Annotated in this window: 17 protein-coding genes and 3 pseudogenes; 10 read left to right on the forward strand and 10 right to left on the reverse strand. The window is 69.8% G+C overall.

From position 1 onward, the window contains the following. Window positions 1-28 precede the first annotated feature (28 nt). The gene (locus AB0G28_RS12425) at window positions 29-907 is read left to right on the forward strand and encodes an alpha/beta hydrolase (RefSeq protein ID WP_361087003.1); all 879 of its coding nucleotides are present in this window, start codon (window positions 29-31) and stop codon (window positions 905-907) included. A 24-nt stretch (window positions 908-931) separates the two neighbouring features. Here AB0G28_RS12425 and hpxZ read toward each other — a convergent pair whose 3' ends face one another. From hpxZ to AB0G28_RS12450, 5 genes are all read right to left on the reverse strand, one after another. Further along, complete coding sequence (gene hpxZ / locus AB0G28_RS12430; RefSeq protein ID WP_361087006.1) at window positions 932-1357, reverse strand: oxalurate catabolism protein HpxZ; 426 nt, start codon at window positions 1355-1357, stop codon at window positions 932-934. Further along, complete coding sequence (locus AB0G28_RS12435; protein WP_361087009.1) at window positions 1354-2958, reverse strand: regulator; 1605 nt, start codon at window positions 2956-2958, stop codon at window positions 1354-1356. Before AB0G28_RS12435 ends, hpxZ begins: the two co-directional genes overlap by 4 nt. 21 nt (window positions 2959-2979) lie before the next feature. After that, window positions 2980-3672, reverse strand: a complete 693-nt coding sequence (locus tag AB0G28_RS12440) for an isochorismatase family cysteine hydrolase (protein WP_361087012.1) — start codon at window positions 3670-3672, stop codon at window positions 2980-2982. 26 nt (window positions 3673-3698) lie between these two features. Further along, a complete protein-coding gene (locus AB0G28_RS12445) occupies window positions 3699-4397 on the reverse strand; it encodes an isochorismatase family cysteine hydrolase (protein WP_361087015.1) in 699 nt (232 codons plus the stop codon). A gap of 259 nt (window positions 4398-4656) precedes the next feature. Then, complete coding sequence (locus tag AB0G28_RS12450; RefSeq protein WP_361087018.1) at window positions 4657-5295, reverse strand: TetR family transcriptional regulator; 639 nt, start codon at window positions 5293-5295, stop codon at window positions 4657-4659. On the opposite strand from AB0G28_RS12450, the pseudogene AB0G28_RS12455 reads away from it, so the two are divergent. Together AB0G28_RS12455 and AB0G28_RS12460 are read left to right on the forward strand one after the other, a co-directional pair. Further along, a pseudogene (locus AB0G28_RS12455) lies at window positions 5288-6271 on the forward strand (FAD-dependent oxidoreductase); the annotation flags it as partial. The gene AB0G28_RS12450 and the pseudogene AB0G28_RS12455 overlap by 8 nt on opposite strands. A 58-nt stretch (window positions 6272-6329) precedes the next feature. Continuing rightward, a complete protein-coding gene (locus AB0G28_RS12460; protein ID WP_361087456.1) occupies window positions 6330-6767 on the forward strand; it encodes an FAD-dependent oxidoreductase in 438 nt (145 codons plus the stop codon). Window positions 6768-6833: 66 nt separating this feature from the next. On the opposite strand, the gene AB0G28_RS12465 is transcribed toward AB0G28_RS12460, so the two are convergent. The 5 genes and pseudogenes from AB0G28_RS12465 to AB0G28_RS12485 all read right to left on the reverse strand — a co-directional run bounded on the left by AB0G28_RS12465 (window position 6834) and on the right by AB0G28_RS12485 (window position 12435). After that, a complete protein-coding gene (locus AB0G28_RS12465; RefSeq protein WP_361087021.1) occupies window positions 6834-8060 on the reverse strand; it encodes a hypothetical protein in 1227 nt (408 codons plus the stop codon). A gap of 234 nt (window positions 8061-8294) precedes the next feature. Further along, complete coding sequence (locus AB0G28_RS12470) at window positions 8295-8930, reverse strand: RICIN domain-containing protein (RefSeq protein ID WP_361087024.1); 636 nt, start codon at window positions 8928-8930, stop codon at window positions 8295-8297. A gap of 52 nt (window positions 8931-8982) precedes the next feature. After that, window positions 8983-11754: a BTAD domain-containing putative transcriptional regulator gene (locus tag AB0G28_RS12475; RefSeq protein WP_361087027.1), complete on the reverse strand. Its 2772-nt coding sequence runs from the start codon at window positions 11752-11754 to the stop codon at window positions 8983-8985. Window positions 11755-11861: 107 nt separating this feature from the next. Then, window positions 11862-12128 (reverse strand): annotated as a pseudogene (locus AB0G28_RS12480) (MFS transporter); the annotation flags it as partial. 85 nt (window positions 12129-12213) lie between these two features. Continuing rightward, window positions 12214-12435 carry a hypothetical protein gene (locus AB0G28_RS12485; protein ID WP_361087029.1) on the reverse strand — a complete coding sequence of 74 codons (222 nt, stop codon included), beginning with the start codon at window positions 12433-12435 and terminating at the stop codon, window positions 12214-12216. A 285-nt stretch (window positions 12436-12720) separates the two neighbouring features. Here AB0G28_RS12485 and AB0G28_RS12490 point away from each other — a divergent pair. From AB0G28_RS12490 to AB0G28_RS12520, 7 genes and pseudogenes are all read left to right on the forward strand, one after another. Then, a pseudogene (locus AB0G28_RS12490) lies at window positions 12721-12801 on the forward strand (hypothetical protein); the annotation flags it as partial. Window positions 12802-13019: 218 nt separating this feature from the next. Further along, window positions 13020-13586, forward strand: a complete 567-nt coding sequence (locus tag AB0G28_RS12495) for a zinc-binding dehydrogenase (protein ID WP_361087032.1) — start codon at window positions 13020-13022, stop codon at window positions 13584-13586. A 49-nt stretch (window positions 13587-13635) separates the two neighbouring features. After that, window positions 13636-14223 (forward strand): TetR/AcrR family transcriptional regulator, encoded by a 588-nt coding sequence (locus AB0G28_RS12500; RefSeq protein ID WP_361087035.1) that lies wholly within the window; start codon window positions 13636-13638, stop codon window positions 14221-14223. 39 nt (window positions 14224-14262) lie between these two features. Further along, the gene (locus AB0G28_RS12505; RefSeq protein WP_361087038.1) at window positions 14263-14772 is read left to right on the forward strand and encodes a helix-turn-helix domain-containing protein; all 510 of its coding nucleotides are present in this window, start codon (window positions 14263-14265) and stop codon (window positions 14770-14772) included. 78 nt (window positions 14773-14850) lie between these two features. After that, the gene (locus AB0G28_RS12510) at window positions 14851-15681 is read left to right on the forward strand and encodes an alpha/beta hydrolase (protein ID WP_361087041.1); all 831 of its coding nucleotides are present in this window, start codon (window positions 14851-14853) and stop codon (window positions 15679-15681) included. A gap of 298 nt (window positions 15682-15979) precedes the next feature. Further along, entirely contained in the window at window positions 15980-16834 is an 855-nt protein-coding gene (locus tag AB0G28_RS12515; protein ID WP_361087044.1) for an alpha/beta hydrolase, read from the forward strand. Window positions 16835-16854: 20 nt separating this feature from the next. Continuing rightward, window positions 16855-17553 (forward strand): SDR family oxidoreductase, encoded by a 699-nt coding sequence (locus tag AB0G28_RS12520; RefSeq protein ID WP_361087047.1) that lies wholly within the window; start codon window positions 16855-16857, stop codon window positions 17551-17553. Window positions 17554-17839: the final 286 nt, after the last annotated feature.

Below are 17839 nucleotides of genomic sequence, written 5' to 3' on the forward strand. Positions count from 1 at the left end.
GGTTCCCCCAGCAGAAGGACGGCTTTCCGTGACACTCACCATCCAAGGCTTCGACCACCTCCGCCTGCCCGGCGCCGACGGCGTCGAACTGGCGGCCGCCGTCGGCGGCAGCGGCGACCCGGTCGTGCTGCTGCACGGCTTCCCGCAGACCCACTTGATGTGGCGGCACGTCGCCGAGCGCCTCGCCGGCGAGTACACCGTGATCTGCCCCGACCTGCGCGGCTACGGCGCCAGCGACAAGCCGCCCGCTGACGACCGCGGCGTGTACGCCAAGCGCACCATGGCCGCCGACGTGGTGAAGCTGACGGCGGCGCTCGGCCACGAGCGCTTCGCCCTCGTCGGGCACGACCGGGGTGCCCTGGTCGCCTTCCGGGCCGGCCTGGACCACCCCGAGTCCGTCACCCACCTGGGCATCCTCGACGTGGTGCCGACGCTCGACATGTGGAACGTCCTGCACGGCGTCCGGGCGGCGGTCGGCTACCACCTCTTCCTCATGGCCCAGCCGCCGAGCCTGCCCGAGACGATGATCGCGGCCAGCGCGGACGCGTTCTTCGGCTCGTTCCTCGACGCCTGGGCCGACGACCTGGCCGCGATCCCGCCCGAGGTGCGCGCGGAGTACCTGCGGGCAAGCGCCGCCGCCGTGCCGTCGATCGTCGCGGACTACCGCGCCTCGGCGGACATCGACGTCGAACACGACCAGGCCGACCTCGACGCCGGATCGCAGCTGGCCATGCCGGTGACGGTCGTCCAGCAGGACTGGGGCGCGCAGCTGGGCTACGACGCCGCCGGCGTCTGGAAGGCGTGGGCGCCCGACCTGGACCACCGGCTGACCCGGGCCGGGCACTTCATGGCCGAGGAAGCACCCGGCGAGATCGCGGCCGCGATCCGGGACCTGCTGGCCCGCTGAGCCACGAACGGTCCAGGGGCATACCTACTGGTCGAGCTCGGTGCCGATCTCCGAGACGTGGGCACTGACGATTCGCCAGCCGGCGGCCATTCGTACCCACGTTTGGCTCTGCCGGCCCACGACCGGCCGGCCAGGGTAGCGAAACAGGGTCGTCACCACGGCGGTGTCGGTGCCGAAGGTGGTGATCCGGGTGTCCTGGATGTCGCGGCCGTCGAGTGGTCCCTGGGTGGCGCGCCACGCGCGCAGTTCGTCGATGCCCTGCTGGTGGTCGGCGATGCCGAACCGGACGGTGGCCGGGCTGGCCCAGAACGACTCGTTCAGCACGGCGTGGTCGCCGACCAGCAGTGCGGCTTCGTAGCGAGCGAAGGCCGCCGACACCTCGGCGTGCACGGCTGGGTCGTCGACAACGGGGCCGGTGGTCCCGAGCTCGGCGACCCGGTCGGTGTTCACGAGGCGGATGCCGCGTCGATCATGTCCGTGGCGGCTGGTTGCGGCTCGGCGTCGGACGCCGAATCGCGGTGGAACAACGCGAACACCGCACAGACCACGGCGAAGAACAGGTAGCCCAACGCGACCTGACCGCCACCCGCGTTCCAGCCGACCTGATCGGCGTGGATCAACCCGACGAACGACAGCACCGCGCCGGCCGCCGCGTACCCGGCGGCCCACCAGAACTGCTTGTCGATGAGGAACGCGGTGATCGCGCCGAGCACCAGTCCGGCCAGGATGGCGCCGTCGCCGAGCAGGTGCAGGCCCTGGTAGACCACGCCCGCGCTCTCCAGGGCGGGTTCACCGACCTTGGCCGCGCTGGTGCCCGCCGCCGACAGCACGTTGTCCATCTGGCCGGTCGCCCACGCCGCCACGTTGGGGATGATGGCCATGACCACCGCCACCGCGTGCGGCCGCGGGACGACCCGGAAGGCCTGCGCGCCGATCAGCAGGCCGATGTACAGCAGGATCGGCACGATCGCCGGCACCGGCAGGAGCGCGCTGAGCAGGCCGAACAGGCCGCCGAAGCACATGAGCGCGATGACGACGCCGGTCAGCATCGAGTACGCCGTGCGGCCGCCGACCTCCTTCCACCCTGGGTGTCCGATGTAGACCGCGGGCGGGAACGGCGAGCCGAGCGCCGAACCGACGATCGCGCCGATGCCGTCGGCCAGCAGCACGCTGCGCAGGTTGAAGTTGTCGCCCGCGGCGGCGGCACTCTCCACATTGGTCATGCCCTCGGTGAAGTTGTAGATGCCCAACGGGATGGCGGTGGCCAGCAGCGGGCCGATCTCGGACAGGCCGTGCCCCAGCAGGTCGAACCGGAACGACGGCAGGCCGGTCACGATGTCGTGAGCGGCCGCGGACACGTCCGCGGGGTGCATGTAGCCGCCGATCCAGCCGATGGCGGTGCCCACCACCAGCGCGGCCAGGCCGATCGGGATGCCGAACGGCAGCTTCACACCGGCGAAGAAACCGATGAGCAGCAACGCGAAGACCGGCAGCGCGATCCACGCGGCGGCCCACATCTGGCCGGCCGGACGCATCGAGATGAAGGCGATGGAAATGCCGGCGAGCGTGCCCAGCATCGCCGCCTGCGGCGTGAACCGCCGGATGTAGGGGCCGACGAACGCGCCGGCCAGCACGATCAGTCCGATGATGAATGACCACGCGAGGCCCGCCTGCCACGCCTTGACCGGGTCGTTCGTGCGCAGGTACACCGGCAGCATGATCACGAACGTCACGATGAACATGTGCGGCACGCTGGGCCCGTAGGGCATGGCGGTGACGTCGGTGCGGTTCTCCTTGTGGGCCAGGCGCCTGCCGAGCCAGGTGTAGTAGACGTTGCCGATCAGCAGCTGGATGCCCAGGGCCGGCAGGATCACCCCGTACACGTCGCCCGAGGAGATCTTCGCGACGCCCAGGCACAAGCCGGAGAGCACCAGGACGTTCACCAGGACGTTGAAGCCGAGACCGAAGAACGCGTTGAGGTCACCGCTGACCCACAAGGGCAGTTCTCCATCGGAATCGGAGCGGCTGCGGGCACGCGTGAAGAGGGACATGACCGGTTCCTTCCGCGGATCTCAACGGGCCGGGGTGGCAAGAACGGAAAGCGCGGAGATGTACGCGGAGGACGGGGCGACCCAGCCGAAGATGCCGCCCTGCGCGGAGATCATGGCCAGACCGGCGGCCTGGAACTCGGGGAAGTACGAACCGACGCAGTCCGACAGCACCAGGCATTCGTAGCCGCGGTCGTTGGCCTCGCGGACGGTGGTGTGCACGCAGACCTCGGTCGTCACGCCGGTCACCACCAGAGAGGTGATGCCTGCCGCGGACAGCATCGCGGCGAGTTCGGTGCGGTAGAACGCGCCCTTGCCCGGCTTGTCGATCACCGGTTCGCCGTCGACGGGCGCGAGTTCGTCGATGATGCCGTGGCCGTGTTCACCGCGGACGAGGATGCGGCCGTTCGGACCGAGATCGCCGATGCGCATCGACGGGCGACCGCGCTCGAGTTTGGCCGGCGGGCAGTCGGACAGGTCCGGCAGATGGCCCTCGCGGGTGTGGATCACCATCACGCCGGCGGCCCGCGTCGCGGCGAGGGTTCGCTGGAGCGGGGCGATGACCCCGCGCAACCGGCTCACGTCGTTGCCGAGCGTTTCGCCGAATCCGCCCGGTTCGACGAAGTCCCGCTGCATGTCGATCACCAGGAGCGCGGTCGTGGCCGGCTCGAACAGGAACGATGTGGGGTCGGCGTCGACCGTGAGGGGAGTGGTCATCGGCTGTCGGGCCCTTTCGTTTTCGATCAGTCGTCGGTGGTGGTCGCCCCGATCACGGCATCGGAAGTGGCTACGGCCCCGAACACGCCGCCCTGCATGGTCACCATCTTCAGCGCGGCCGCGTGGTTGCCCGGATCGGTCGCGCCGGTGCAGTCGGACAGGATCAGGCACTCCAGACCGCGGTCGTTGGCCTCGCGCATCGTGGTGTGCACGCACACGTCGGTCGTGATGCCGGTGAGGATCAGGTGGCTGATCGCGTTGGCCCGCAACACCAAGTCCAGGTTGGTGGCGTAGAACGCGCCTTTGCCCGGCTTGTCGATCACGACCTCGCCGGGCGCCGGCGCGACCTCGTCGACGATCTCCCAGCCCGGTTCGCCGCGGACCAGGATGCGCCCGGCCGGCCCCGCAGTGCCGATCTCCGCGCCGATCCGGGCCGACCGCCAGCGCTTGTTGGGCGGCAGGTCGGTCAGGTCCGGCAGGTGACCTTCCCGGGTGTGGATCACCAACATGCCCAGATCTCGGGCGTGGGCAAGGAGTTTCTGCGTGCCGGGCAGGCCGGCTCTGGTGAGTTCGAGGTCGTAGCCCATCCGCTCGACATAGCCACCGGGTCCGCAGAAATCGGTCTGCCAGTCGATGCACAGCAGGGCGACCCGGTCGATCGGCACCTCCGTGTCGTAAGGCCAGGGGTAGGGATCTGCTTGAACCGGTCCTATCCGCGCGGTCATGGTGTGGATTGTCGGCCGTTACATTTCCAATGGGACCGTAGTGAGTTACGTCTCAGTTACCAGCCTGGTTTCTCGACTCACCCGAAGAACTGACGGGCGCCGTGGTTGCCAATGTACCGAGTAGACGATTTACTTCGCCAGAAAATGCCCACGTCAAGGACACGCAGTGGAGCCGAGCGGTTCCCGGCACGAACCCGGTTGTGTTCGGGTCGCCGAAGATGAACTCGCCGCCGTGGCGGCGGGCCCGGCTGCCGCGCTGTCATCCCTCGGTCGCGAGTCGATGGGCGAGGGCTTGTGCGGCCGCGGCCTGTTCGGCAGGGAATCCCAAGCGTTGCATGGTCGTGTTGTGCTCGGCCAGGCAGACGATCTGGTAAGCGATTTGCTCTGCCGACGCGGCCGGCGTTGCGGGGCGGTCGCGCCGGATGGCCTCGGCGAGCGCGTCGGTCAGCAGGGCGTAGGCGTCATGCAGCCGGCCGCGGAGGGTGGAGTCGCGCGCGGCCTCGTGGAAAAGCTCGTCGAAGGCGCGATCGAGGTCGTCCGCTGAGCCCCATTCCCGGCTGAAGAGGTAGCCGATGATCTGCTGCGCGCCCGGCTGTTCACCGATCGCGGTCTTGATCAGGCCGGCATAGGTGTCGATGAGGGTCGCGGCGGCCTCGTGCACGAGTTGTGTCCGGTTGCCCAGGTAGTGGCGGATGACCGAGCGCTGCACCCCCGAGGCGGCCGCGACGTCGTCCAGGCTCACCGACGCCAACCCCCGTTCGCCGATCAAGGCGAGGAACGCACTCACCATCTGCTGCCGCCGGGTTGCGGCCATGTCGGGACGTCCGCGGCGGCTGGGCACAGCAGGCTTGGCTTCCACAAGCCACGACTCCACATTAATCGTCATGATGATGAACAAATGCGAGGGTGGACAGCTCAGCCGGCGGTCGCTGCTGGTGGCCGCCGTGGCCGCGGGAGGACTGGGACTGGTCGTCGGATGCTCGGCAGGGGAGCCGCCGGCCACCCCTGGCCGCCGCCTGGCTCTGGACGACGGCACTTCCCAGGTGCCCGCCGCGGCCGCGGGCACGGTCACGAAGGTGGTCGTCATCGGCGCGGGGATCGCCGGTCTGGTCGCCGCCCGGGCTCTTCACCAGGCCGGCGTCGCGGTCACCGTCCTGGAGGCCCGCGACCGGGTCGGCGGGCGGCTGCACACCGTCGACCTGGACGGCGTCCCGGTCGACCTCGGCGCGGCGTGGGTGCACGACGGCGACGGCTCACCGCTGCTGCCGGTCTTGTCCGGCCTCGCGACGCCGCTGCTGCCCGCGGTCATCACCCGGCTGGTGAGCACGGCGGACGTGCTGAACCGCACCACCGGCCGGTTTCCCGACCCGGCGCTGAGCGACGAGATCGCCGACCTGCTGAGCCGGCTCGCCGATGGCCTTCCGCGTGTGGCCCGCGAGCAGGGCAACCGCATTTCCGTACAGGAGGGAATCGACGGCCTCGCCGACGGCGGCTCCAGGCAGGCGGCGGTCACGGTGGAGGCCCTGCTCAGCCTGTACGACGGCGTCGACACCACCCATCTCGGCCTGGCGAACTTCGCGGGATTCCTGAGCGAAGGCGCCGAGAAACACGACAAGTTCCCCCAGGGCGGGTACCGGCCCCTGGGCCAATCCCTGGCCGCCGGGCTCGACCTGCAGACGAACACGCCGGTGCGGCAGATCCACCAGCACGCCGACGGCGTGACCATCGTCCATGGCCGCGGCGAACTACAGGCCAGCCACGTCCTGCTCACCGTGCCGCTGGGGGTGCTCAAGAGCGGCAGCATCGCCTTCGAGCCCGCCCTGCCCGCCGCCAAGGCCACGGCGATCAGCCGGATGGGCTTCGGATCCTTCGAGAAGGTCGCGCTCAGCTACCCCCCGCCCGCTGTGGCCGGACGGGAAACCCCACCACATCATCGTCGCCGACCCCGGGCGCGCCTGGCCGCTGATCCTCGACCTGTCCGCCTGGTACCAGCGCCCGATCATGGTCGCCCTGAGCCCCGGTTCACCGGCCGCCGACGTCGCCGCCCGCCCCGAACAGGATCGGATCGCCCAGGCCCGGTCGATCATCGACCAAGCCGTCGGCGGCAAAGCCCCCGAACCGACTGCAGCGGTCGCCACCTCCTGGGCCGCCGACCCCTACCTGCGCGGTTGCTACTCCAGCATCGCCCGCGACAGCACCAGAGAAGAGTTCACGGCCGACCTCACCGCGTTGCAGGCACCCCACGGACGCGTCCTGTTCGCCGGCGAGGCCACCCACACCGACTTCGCCGTCGTCGACGGAGCCTGGCTCAGCGGCCTGCGAGAAGCCAAACGACTCCTGCGACAGCCCCGCCTGACGCTGAGCCTCTGAAGAACCTGGCCGCTGCCGCGGATCGCGACGGGTCAGCTCATCGGGACATCTCGGAATGTGCACCTGTCAGGATTGCGGCGCCAGATATGTGACGTCCACGCCTGGCACGGCGGCCTCGCCGGTGAGCACCGGCTCGAGCTCGGTGTTCCCGTTGAGATAGCGCTGGAAGAACGCCGAGATGTAGAACCCGGCCAGCCCGCGCTGCTCCTGCTCGCCGAGCTGGCGCTGGTCCTGGTGCGTCTTGTCCGAGGTGTAACAACGTCCGGGGCCGGATCGGTGCGGTGCGCGTGGATCGGGCGTGTCGATGTCGTCGCTGGCCGCGACCTGACCGCCGGCCGGTGACCACTGGGTGTTGAAGAAGTTGTGGTTGGCTCCGTGCAGCGTCAGCTCCGTGATCGGCGCGGTGTTGCGGCCTTCGGCGATGTCGGCGTAGTTGCGCCCGGCCAGGCCGACTGCGTAATCACAAGCGCCCATCACCGTCATGAACGGGATGTCGGTCACCCGCACGTTCTGGTTGAAGTCCTCGCCGCCGACACCGTCGTTGAACGCCGGTGCGAGGGGGACGATCGCCTTGACCGTAACTCCGGCCGGCCGGCGGTCGCGGTGGGCGTCGGCGGCCTGCCACATGACGCCCTGGCCGCCGCGGGAGTGGCCCAGCAGACCGACGTTGTTCATGTCGACATGGCCGCGCAACTCCTCCGGCAGCTTGCCGGCCAGCTCACCCGTGCCGTTGGTGACGAACTGCTGCCACATGGCCAAGTGCTTGTTCAGCAACGCCATACGCGCGTCATAGGGTGGGTTTCCCAGCTCGCCGGCGTTGATCCCGTTGGCACTGACCGAGACGACCACGAACCCCTGGTCCGCCAGCACGGTGCCCAGATAGTCGTAACCGCGGTAGCTCGGCAGCGGCGGCGTACGCGACGCGCACGGCCACGCCTGGAGCTTGGCCGCGGCCGAGCGAATGATGACCGCGTCGCGGTCTTTTTCCTGCTGGGTGGCGTCAGGACGATTCATGTCGGCCTCCGCGGCCGCTACGTCCTTTTCGGCTACCCGGTCAGCACACGTCTCCCACATGCCGTGCAGCAGCATCACCAGTGGATGGACGCCCCGGGTGACGTGGCGCGGGATATGCACGGTCGCGGTCAACTCGATGTCCTGCAGCCTGTTCTGGTCTTCCGTGTGGAACCCCGGGACCTGGAACGCGGTGTCACCCAGCGTGTAGCCCAGGGTGCAGGGTGAGGACGAATCCGCAGCCGAAGCCGGGGTGGCTGTCCCGAGCAGCGTGGTCGCCACCGTCGCCGCGAGAAGTGCCTTGATTCTCATTTACCGCACGCTAGCCACCACTCGTAAGGATCTTGTTGGGGCGGAGTATCGACCCGGTCAGCGTCGTGGTCCGGCAGCCGCGAGCAGGGCGGACGGGTTGTGACCACGCAGCCAAGTCGACAGTCCGGTCGATGCGGCCGTCGGGAACCCCCGCCCGGTTCCGGTCGGGGGTTCCGCCACGCCGCAACTTCACCCTCAGCGCGACTACACCGGGTTGCGAAAGATGTTCCAGCCCTCCAAGGACACGTCCTGGGGCCGGCACGGACGGACCTGCATCTGCGTACCTTCCACGCCCTTGAAGCCGGGCGGCACCCAGAGGCACTGACCGGTGTGCCGGAAGCCGATCAGCGACTCCAGGAACACCGAGTCGGGCAGGTTCAGGCCGGAGTTGAACTCCGTGTTGCTGAACGGACTGACACCGCAGTCCTCGACCCCCACCGGAGATCCGGCATCGGGTTCGAAGGCCCAGAGGCAACCGCCGGAGGCCACGTTCTGGAACCGGTAGGTCGGGCCCGAACCCAGCTTCTGGAACTGCCAGTCCTGGAGGTCGAGTCCGGGCTGGCACTTCTTCTGGACGACGGGAACGTCCAAGTTCGCCGACGTGGGCTGCAGGCACATATCGAGGTCGCCCTGGCTCTGGATCTTCACGAACCCCGTCGTCGGCGGCGCAGCTGGGGCGGCCGGCGTCGGCGCGGCCTGCGCCGTGCCCGGCACCGCCATGGCCGCGGCGGCCGCGGCGCCGAGCAGCGCCCCTGAGATCCTCTTCCTGATGTGCACGTGATCGCCTCCCATGGTCACGTAGCCGATGTGGTGAGCGAAGCGTGCCGCATGATGCTGCAAGAAAACTGCAAAGGTCCCTACAGCGGCTTTGCAGCCGCATCCGGCGAGGGCATCACCCGAGGTCGCGCAGCCGCCGGCGGACGTGTTCGACGTCGGGGTGGCCGAGTTCGGTGCCCAGCCCCAGGGCCGTCGTCCAGGCCGCTCGCGCCGCCTCCGGCGCCCCGGCCGCGGAGTGGGAATCGCCGAGGCGGGTCAGGATTTCGGCCGCGTCGTAGTGGTTGCCGATGTCGCGGAACAGCTCGATCGCCGCCATGTAGTAGCCGACGGCCCGGTCATGCCGGCCCATCGACTGGTAGGCGTAGCCGAGGCTGTCGAGAGTGGCGGCCTTGCCCGGGCGGTCACCGGTCGCGCGAAACAGGTCCAGCGCCTCCCGGCAGCCGGCGAGGGCCGGCTCGGGTCGGCCCTGCGTGGCGTGAATCCACCCGAGGTTGTTCAGTGCGTAGGCCTGCCCGTTGGGATCGTTCGCGGCGCGGAAGTACGCCAGTGCGTCCTCTCCGTGGGCGAGTGCGTCGCGATGGGCGCCACGCTCCGCTGCGAGCGCGCCGAGCATGCCGGCGACCTGTCCCTGGCCTGCCGGGTCGCCGATTTCCGCGAAGGCCTGTGCCGCGGCCTTGATCTCGACGGCGGCGTCGTGCTGGTGGCCGAGCCAGTACCGGGTGCGGCCGAGACCGAGGTGGGTGTAGGCCTGCCCGAGCCGGTCGCCGACGCGCCGGGCCACCTCGAGGGCACGGCGCTGGGCCGCGACCCAGTCGGGCCAATAGTTGGCGTAGCACAGGTTGCCGGTCATCGTCGCCGCGATGCGCCAGGCCTGTTCCTCGCACCCGGCGGTGCCGGCGGCGAGTTCCGCGATCGCCGGGAGCACGGCGCGTTCGGCGGTCAGCCAGCGCAGGGCCGCCTGCCGATCGGCGTGCTCCTGTGGCTCGACGCCGCTCCGGGCTGCGGGCAAGGAGATCTTCGGTGGGCCGTACGCCAGCTGGAAGGCTCTGTGCGCGGAGTGCAGGTAGTGGTCGACCAGCCGGCGCACGGCCGCCTGCCGCTCGCTGTCCGGATGCAGGGCGTGGACCTGGTCGCGGGCATAGGCGCGCAACAGGTCGTGCAAGGTGTAGCGGCCGGGGCGGTGCTCGGTCAACAGCTGCGCCCCGGCGAGCTCGGTCAGCGCGGCCCGGCACCGCGCGACGGGCAGGTCACCGAGGCTGGCCGCGGCGGCCACCGTGACCTCCGGCCCGGGGTGCAGGCCCAGCAACCGGAACAGCCGGGCGGTGCCGGCCGCCAGGGCGTGGACCGACGAAGAGAACACGACGCGCAGATCGGTCGAGGCGTCACCGGCACGCAACGCGTCCAGGACGTTGTCCGCGTCCCGCAGTTCCTCCGCCAGCGCCGCCAGCGGAAGCGCCCGGCTCGCGCGCGCACGGGCCGCGGTGACCGTGAGCGCCAGCGGGAGCCGGGCGCACCGGGTGATCAGCTCGGCGACCGCCTCGGGCTCGGCCGCTGTGCGGCCGAGCCCGATCCGTTCACCCAGCAGCTCGTGCGCCTCCTGCGGGCCGAGCAGGTCCGGATAGACCGGGACGGCGCCGTGGGTCGCCATCAGCGGCGCCAGCTGATCGCGGCTGGTGACCACGGCGACGCAGCCCGGCGAACCGGGCAGCAGCGGGCGCACCTGTTCGGCGTTTCGCGCGTTGTCCAGCACGACCAGGACGCGGCGTCCCGCCAGCACGCTCCGGTACAGCCCGATCTGGGCATCCGGCGTCGCCGGGATCCCCTGCGGCGGCACCCCGAGCGCATCGAGGAAACCGCGCACCGCCTCGGCGGCCGGCATCGGCGGCCCGGCCGGGTCGAAGCCGCGCAGGTTCACATACAGCTGCCCGTCCGGAAAGCGGTCACGGACCCGGTGCGCCCAGTACACCGCCAGCGCGGTCTTGCCGATCCCCGCCGTACCCGAAATGACCGCGACGACCGTCGCGGCCGTCACGTCACCGGCCGCCAGAGAGTCCAATGTGGACAATTCGGGGGAACGGCCGACGAACCCGTTCACCGCCGCCGGCAGCTGCGCGGGGACGACGCCCCTGCCGCCCGCCACGATCGGAGGCGCCGGCAGGGCCAGGGCCGGATCCTGCAGCAAGATGGCGGATTCCAGGTCGCGCAGCGACGGGGTCGGGGCCAGGCCCAGGTCGTCGTCGAGGATGCGCCGCAACCGCTGGTAGGTCGCCAGCGCATCAGCCTGCCGCCCGGCACGATACTGCGCCAGCATCAGCTGGCCGTAGCTCTGTTCGTGGTGGGGATGCTGCCGGATCAGGCCCTCGAGCTCCGGGATGAGCTGCACGTGCCGGCCCAGCGCCAGACGCGCGTCCGCCAGGGCGTGCCGGGTTTTGAGGTGAAGCTCGTCCAGGTGATGCGCGTACAGGTCGAACCAGTTCAGCCCGGCGAGATCGGCCAGCGGCCGGCCCCGCCACAGCGCCACCGCGGCCTGCAGCAGGGTCTCCCGCCCGGCGATGTCCGCCTCCCGGGTCCCCTCGTCGAACAGGCGCGTGGCGGCCTCGACATCGGTGGCCTCACCGTCGATGCCCAGCAGGTAGCCCGGCGAGCGAGCCAGGATCACGCCTCGATCGCCCAGGATCCGGCGCAGGTGCGACATGTGGGACTGCACCGTCGCCGTGGTCGGCGCCTTGGCGTCCCCCCAGACGATGTCGATCAGGCCGTCAGTGCTCACCACCTGCCCGGGCTGCAGCGCCAACGCCGCCAGCACGGCCTTCAACCGCCGGCCCGGCACCGCACGCGGTACACCGTCCACCAGCACGTCGATCGACCCGAGCAGCCGAACCCGCACCCCGCCCCACCTCCGCGACCTGGTCGCGTCACCCGCTTCCGTTTTACCACCGGTACGCGCGATCACTGCCGGCGAGCCACGAACGGTGGCGAGTTCGAGGAACCGTGACTGGAGGCTGAGCCGCCGAGAATGGATGCGGCCCCGAAACGTGCCAAGCCGATCACGAAGAGGAGACGTCGGCTCACCAGGTCACCGAGTCGGCCGCCAGGCAGCAGCAGGCTGCCGATCGCCGGCGCGTAACCCGTGATGACCCACTGCCGGCTGCCGTCGCTGAACCCGAGCTCCTGCTGCGCCCCGGACAGCGCGATGTTCACGACGGTCGCATCGAGCATGACCATGAGCTGTGCCATGCCCAGCGCGACCAGCGCACGCATGTGAGCCGCGAAGGCCCGGGTCAGTCTTTCCGGAGGCGGGCTGAGGTCTCAGGGTTTCAAGATCATCCTGTGGACCCCTTCGGGCCTACGCAGCGATCCCCTGCAGGGCCGCGTCGGTGTCCGCGATGGCCGGCATCCTGTTGATGTCGGCGGCGGCCAGTGCGCCGGCTGCTGCGGAGGCGCCGACCTGGGCGACCGGATCGGTCGCGTTGCCGGCCACACCTTCGAGGCCCTGGGTGCGGGCCTGCATCTGCGGGCCGAGGGCCAGGAAGCGGCGGGCCACGACTTGGCCGTCGGCCAGGCGCATCCCGGCGAGGGCACCGTCCTCGTCGACGACTTCGGTGACCGGTGGAGGCTGAGTATACTTTTCTATACTCAGATGGTAGGGTCGGGCGCCCGCAGGCCGGGCGTCCCCACCGCCACCGGGAAGCCATCGAACGGATCACGCGGAAAGCTGGCTGACATGAAGGCATTCGTCGTCGAGAAGTACGGCAAGGACACCGTGCGCGCCGCGGAGGTGCCCGAGCCGGCGGTCGGGGACCGCGACGTCCTCGTCCGGGTGCACGCCACGAGCATCAACCCCCTCGACAAGATGGTGCGCAACGGGGAGTTCAAACAGCTCCTGAAGTACAAGACGCCGTTCGTGCTGGGCCACGACGTGGCCGGCGTCGTGACGAAGGTCGGTCCGGCCGTGCACGGGTTCCGGGTCGGCGACGAGGTCTACGCCCGGCCGCGCGATCTGCGGATCGGCGGGTTCGCGGAGTACATCGCGATCGACCAGGACGACCTCGCGCTTAAGCCGGAGTCGCTGACCCTGCACGAGGCGGCCGCGGTGCCGCTGGTGGCGCTGGCCGCCTGGCAGATCCTCGTCGAGCGGGCCCGGGGCAGAAGGTGCTTGTCCACGCGGGCGCCGGCGGTCTCGGCTCGACGGTCGTCCAGCTCGCCAAGCACCTCGGGGCTTCGGTGGCGACCACGACGAGCACGGCGACGATCGACCTGGTCCGGGGCCTCGGCGCCGACGTCGTGGTCGACTACACGAAGGAGGACTTCTCGAAGGTGCTGTCGGGCTACGACCTGGTGCTGGATTCCCTGGGTGGGACGAACCTCGAGAAGTCGCTGGCCGTGCTGAAACCCGGCGGCCTGGCCGTCGGCGTCGCCGGCCCGCCGGACGCCGGATTCGCCAAGCAGCTCGGCGCCCCGGCGTTCCTCGGCGCGGCCATGAACTTCCTCAGTCGCAAGGTGCGCAAACAGGCCAAGGCTCTGGGCGTGCGTTACGAGTTCTTCTTCATGGAGGCCGACGGCTCCCAGTTGCGCGACCTCGGCGCCCTCTACGACAAGGGGGAGCTTCGGCCGGTCATCGACCGGACGTTCCCGTTCGCCGAGACGCTCGAGGCGCTGGCCCATGTCGAGCAGGGCCGCACCAAGGCGGGCAAAGTCGTCGTCGCCGTCGTGCCCTGACACTTGAGCGTATGGTCGTACTCGTAACGACGGGTAAGGAGCGTGCGAAGTGGTGCGATACGCGAAGGAGCACAAGTCGGAGACGAGACGCCGGATCATCGAGACGGCCGGTCGTCGTCTCAAGCGTGACGGCATCGACGGTTCCGGGGTCGCCACGCTCATGAAGGACGCCGGGCTGACCAACGGCGCGTTCTATGCTCACTTCGGTTCCAAGGAGGACCTGGTCGCGACGGCGGTCACGGATCAGCTGTCGGGCCAGCGGGAGCAGCTCGCCGCGGTGACGCCGGGACGTGCGGGGGTCGAGCAGATCGTGCGCTCCTACCTTTCGCCCGAGCACCGCGACAACCCGGGCGACGGCTGCCCGTCGGCGGCGTTGCTGGACGAGATCGTTCGGTGCGGGGAATCGACGAAGCAGGCGTATACCGAGGGTGTGCTGGGGATCATGGACGACATGGTGGCCCGGCTCGCGCCGGAGGACCCGTCGTCGGCTCGGACCACGACGCTCAGCGTCTACGCGATGATGGTCGGGACGTTGCAGCTTTCCCGTGCCGTGACCGACCGGCAGCTGGCCGACGACCTGCTGGAGCAAGGCATCCGCAACGCCCTCGCGGTCTTCGACGACGTCGCGGCCAGCTGAGTACTGGATACTAAACTCAGGGCCCAGTAGGATCACCTCGTGGATGGACGGCCCTCGGCTCCTGAAGGCATCGACGCGGACGCTCGCCTCGATCGGGACACGTCGAACTGTTCGATCGGCCGCACCCTCGAGATCGTGGGGGAGAAGTGGACGATCTTGATCCTGCGTGAGGTCTTCTACGGCTCGTCGCGGTTCGGGGAGTTCGAGCGAGTCCTCGGGTGTCCCCGCAACCTGCTCGCGGCGCGGCTGCGCATGCTCGTGGCGGAAGGGATCCTGGCCACCGAGACCTATCAGGTGCCCGGATCGCGGAGCCGGCCGAAATACGTGATCACTCCCAAGGGGATGGATCTGGTCCCCGCTGTGCTGGGGCTGCTGCAGTGGGGCGACCGGTACCGCGCGGACCCGAAGGGGCCGGCGATGCTGACGCGTCACCGCGGGTGTGGTGCGCCGGTCGGCGTCGAGGTCCGCTGTGAAGCGGGCCATGTGGTCGAGGCCGACCACATCGACAGTCTTCCCGGACCGGCTTTCCGGCTGCGGAAGGCCGGATAAGCCGCGTCGCCACCTGGGCGTTCGCCTCTCCACTTGATATTATGGTCATAATACCAAGTGGAGAGGCGGTCGAAGATGATGAAGTGGAAGGATGCGCCGACGCCCACGATCGAGGTCGGCGGAGTGCCGTTCGCCTACCGAGAGCTGGGCACGGGCGCGGGCGTGCCGGTGGTTTTCCTGCACCATCTGATGGCGGTGCTCGACGACTGGGATCCGCGGGTGGTCGACGGCATCGCCGCGCACCACCGGGTCATCGCGTTCGACAACCGCGGCGTGGGCGGGTCGGGCGGATCGGTGCCGTTCACCATCGAGGACATGGGGCGGGACGCCATCGCCTTCATCCGTGCGCTGGACCTGGACGAGGTCGACCTGCTCGGGTTCTCGCTGGGCGGCGCGGTGGCGCAGATGGTCGCGCTCCAGGAGCCCGGCCTCGTCCGCCGGATGATCCTCGCCGGCACCGGCCCGCGGGGCGGTGGCGGGATCGACGAGATCACCAAGGTCGCGGTGAACGCCTACCTGAAGGCGGCGCTCACCCTGAGCGACGCGCGGGCCTTCTTGTTCTTCCCGCGGACGACCGAGGGCAAGCGCGCCGCGAAGGACTACCTGGCCCGGCTCAAGGAGCGCACCGCCGACCGTGACAAGCGCATCTCGGTGCAGGCCCGGCGTGCCCAGCTCAAGGCCATTCGCGCGGCAGGGCTGAGCGAACCCGACGACCTCTCGGTCATCACGCAGCCGGTCTTCGTGGTCAACGGCGACCATGACCTCATGGTCGCCAGCAGCCACTCGGCCGACATGGCCGCCCGCATTCCCAACGCCCGCCTGAAGATCTACCCCGACTCCGGGCACGGCGGCGTCTTCCAGCGCCACCGGGATTTCGTGCGCGAGGCCCTGCAGTTCCTCGCCGCCTGACCCTCGGGGCAACGGTGTCGTCGTTGACCTGCCCGCCGCGGACGAGTCCCCAGTGGATCAGGAGAGCGACGGCGGCGGAGACCGCGATCGGGTGACCTCCTGACGGATCGGCCGGGGCAGGTCCCGCACCCTCCCGCCTGCGCGGTCGGTGGTCACGCGGTCCAGCCGGCCAAAGCTGTGTCGTCACCCACTCGGGGCGGGGCTTGCCCCGCTCATAGAATTATGGTCATAATATGAAGCACGACGAAGGGTGCGGCCGGGAACCACTTCCTCCTTGACTGACCGAAAAGGACAAGCCATGAGCAGCAGCCAAGACGTCGTGTCGTCCTATCAGGACGCGCCGACCCGCACCGTCTCCGCCGGTGGCGTCGACTTCGCCTACCGCGAACTCGGCCCGAAGACCGGTGTGCCGGTGGTCCTCGTGACCCACCTGGCCGCGGTCCTGGACAACTGGGACCCCCGCGTCGTCGACGGCCTCGCCGCCCACCACCGGGTCATCGCCTTCGACAACCGCGGTGTCGGTGCGTCCACCGGCACCACGCCGAAGACGATCCAGGAGATGGCCGCCGACGCCGTCACCTTCATCCGCGCACTCGGCCTGACGAAGGTCGACCTGCTCGGCTTCTCGATGGGCGGCATGATCAGCCAGGTGATCGTCCGGACCGAACCGGACCTGGTCCGCAAGCTGATCATCGCCGGCACGGGCCCCGCCGGCGGCGAGGGCATCAAGAACGTGACCAGGATTTCGAACATCGACACGGTCCGGGCGCTGCTGGCCCTGCAGGACCCGAAGCAGTTCCTCTTCTTCACCCGTACGGCGAACGGCAAGCGGGCGGGCAAGGAGTTCCTGGGCCGGTTGAAGGAGCGCAAGAACAACCGGGACAAGGCGATCTCGCTGAAGGCCTACCGCGCCCAGCTCAAGGCCATCCACCGCTGGGGGCTGGAGCAGCCGTCCGATCTCTCCGTCGTCAAACACCCCGTGCTGGTCGCCAACGGCGACAACGACCGGATGGTCCCGACGAGCAACACCCACGACCTGGCCCGCCGCCTGTCCGACAGCGAACTGGTCATCTACCCCGACGCCGGCCACGGCGGCATCTTCCAGTTCCACGCCCAGTTCGTCGGCAAGGCCTTGGAATTCCTCGCGCGTTAAGCACTCTCAGTGGAGTTCCGATGGATCTGTCCGGCGGTACCGTCCTCATCACCGGCGCCAACCGCGGGTTCGGCCGGGCGCTCGCCACCGAACTCCTCGGCCGGGGCGCCACGGTTTACGCCGGCGCCCGCGACCCCGGCCGGGTCGACCTGCCGGGCGTCAAGCCGATCACGATCGACATCACCGACCCGGCTTCGGTCGAGGTGGCCGCCCGCGCCACCGGTGACGTCACCGTCCTGATCAACAACGCCGGCTCGCCACCCCGCGCCGACCTGCTCACCAGCGACCCGGACGTCATCCGGCTGGAGATGGACACCCACTTCTTCGGCACCCTGACCGTGGCACGGGCCTTCGCGCCCCAGATCGCGGCCAACGGCGGCGGCGCGATGCTGAACGTCCTGTCCGGACTGTCCTGGGTCAGCTTCCCCGAAGCCGGCGCCTACTGCGCCGCCAAGGCCGCGGAGTGGTCCCTCACCAACACCCTGCGCCTGCAACTGGCCGGCCAAAGCATCCGGGTAACGGGGCTGCACCTCGGCTACATGGACACCGACATGGTCCGCGAGGTCGCCGCGGAAAAGTCCGACCCCGCCGACATCGCCCGCATCGCCGCCGACGGCCTCGCCGCCGGCGCCTACGAAATCGTCGCCGACAACGCCTCCCGCCAGGCACAGGCCGCCCTGTCCGGCGGCGTCGCGGCGATCTACCCCCAACTGCCCTGAGCACCCCACCCAGCAACACCGAACCTACTGGGCACGACCAGCGTGCCCAGTACAGACAGGAGTGTCATCCTGGGAACCAGTCCGCAGGCGCAGCAGTTCGCGCAGTTCCTGGAAAGCGTGCGCGCCAAATCGTCCACGCCGGGCCTCGACCTGGGCATCGTGCGCGACATCGCCGAGACGCACCACCTGGCCTCGACCGAACCGGAAGGCGTCACCTACGCCGAGATCGACGCCGGCGGCGTCCCCGCCCTCTGGTGCATCCCCGCCGGCGCGGACCCCGACCGGG

It is taken from the genome of Amycolatopsis sp. NPDC021455 (assembly GCF_040640995.1).
Classification (GTDB): domain Bacteria; phylum Actinomycetota; class Actinomycetes; order Mycobacteriales; family Pseudonocardiaceae; genus Amycolatopsis.

Excerpts from the sequence above, each read along its gene's own strand:
- AB0G28_RS12435 (WP_361087009.1), bottom strand. The coding sequence starts at position 2,958 with ATGTCCCTCTTCACGCGTGCCCGCAGCCGCTCCGATTCCGATGGAGAA.
- AB0G28_RS12440 (WP_361087012.1), bottom strand. The coding sequence starts at position 3,672 with ATGACCACTCCCCTCACGGTCGACGCCGACCCCACATCGTTCCTGTTC.
- AB0G28_RS12445 (WP_361087015.1), bottom strand. The coding sequence starts at position 4,397 with ATGACCGCGCGGATAGGACCGGTTCAAGCAGATCCCTACCCCTGGCCT.
- AB0G28_RS12485 (WP_361087029.1), bottom strand. The coding sequence starts at position 12,435 with ATGCGCCTGGCCGACGGCCAAGTCGTGGCCCGCCGCTTCCTGGCCCTC.
- AB0G28_RS12510 (WP_361087041.1), top strand. The coding sequence starts at position 14,851 with ATGAAGTGGAAGGATGCGCCGACGCCCACGATCGAGGTCGGCGGAGTG.
- AB0G28_RS12515 (WP_361087044.1), top strand. The coding sequence starts at position 15,980 with ATGAGCAGCAGCCAAGACGTCGTGTCGTCCTATCAGGACGCGCCGACC.
- AB0G28_RS12520 (WP_361087047.1), top strand. The coding sequence starts at position 16,855 with ATGGATCTGTCCGGCGGTACCGTCCTCATCACCGGCGCCAACCGCGGG.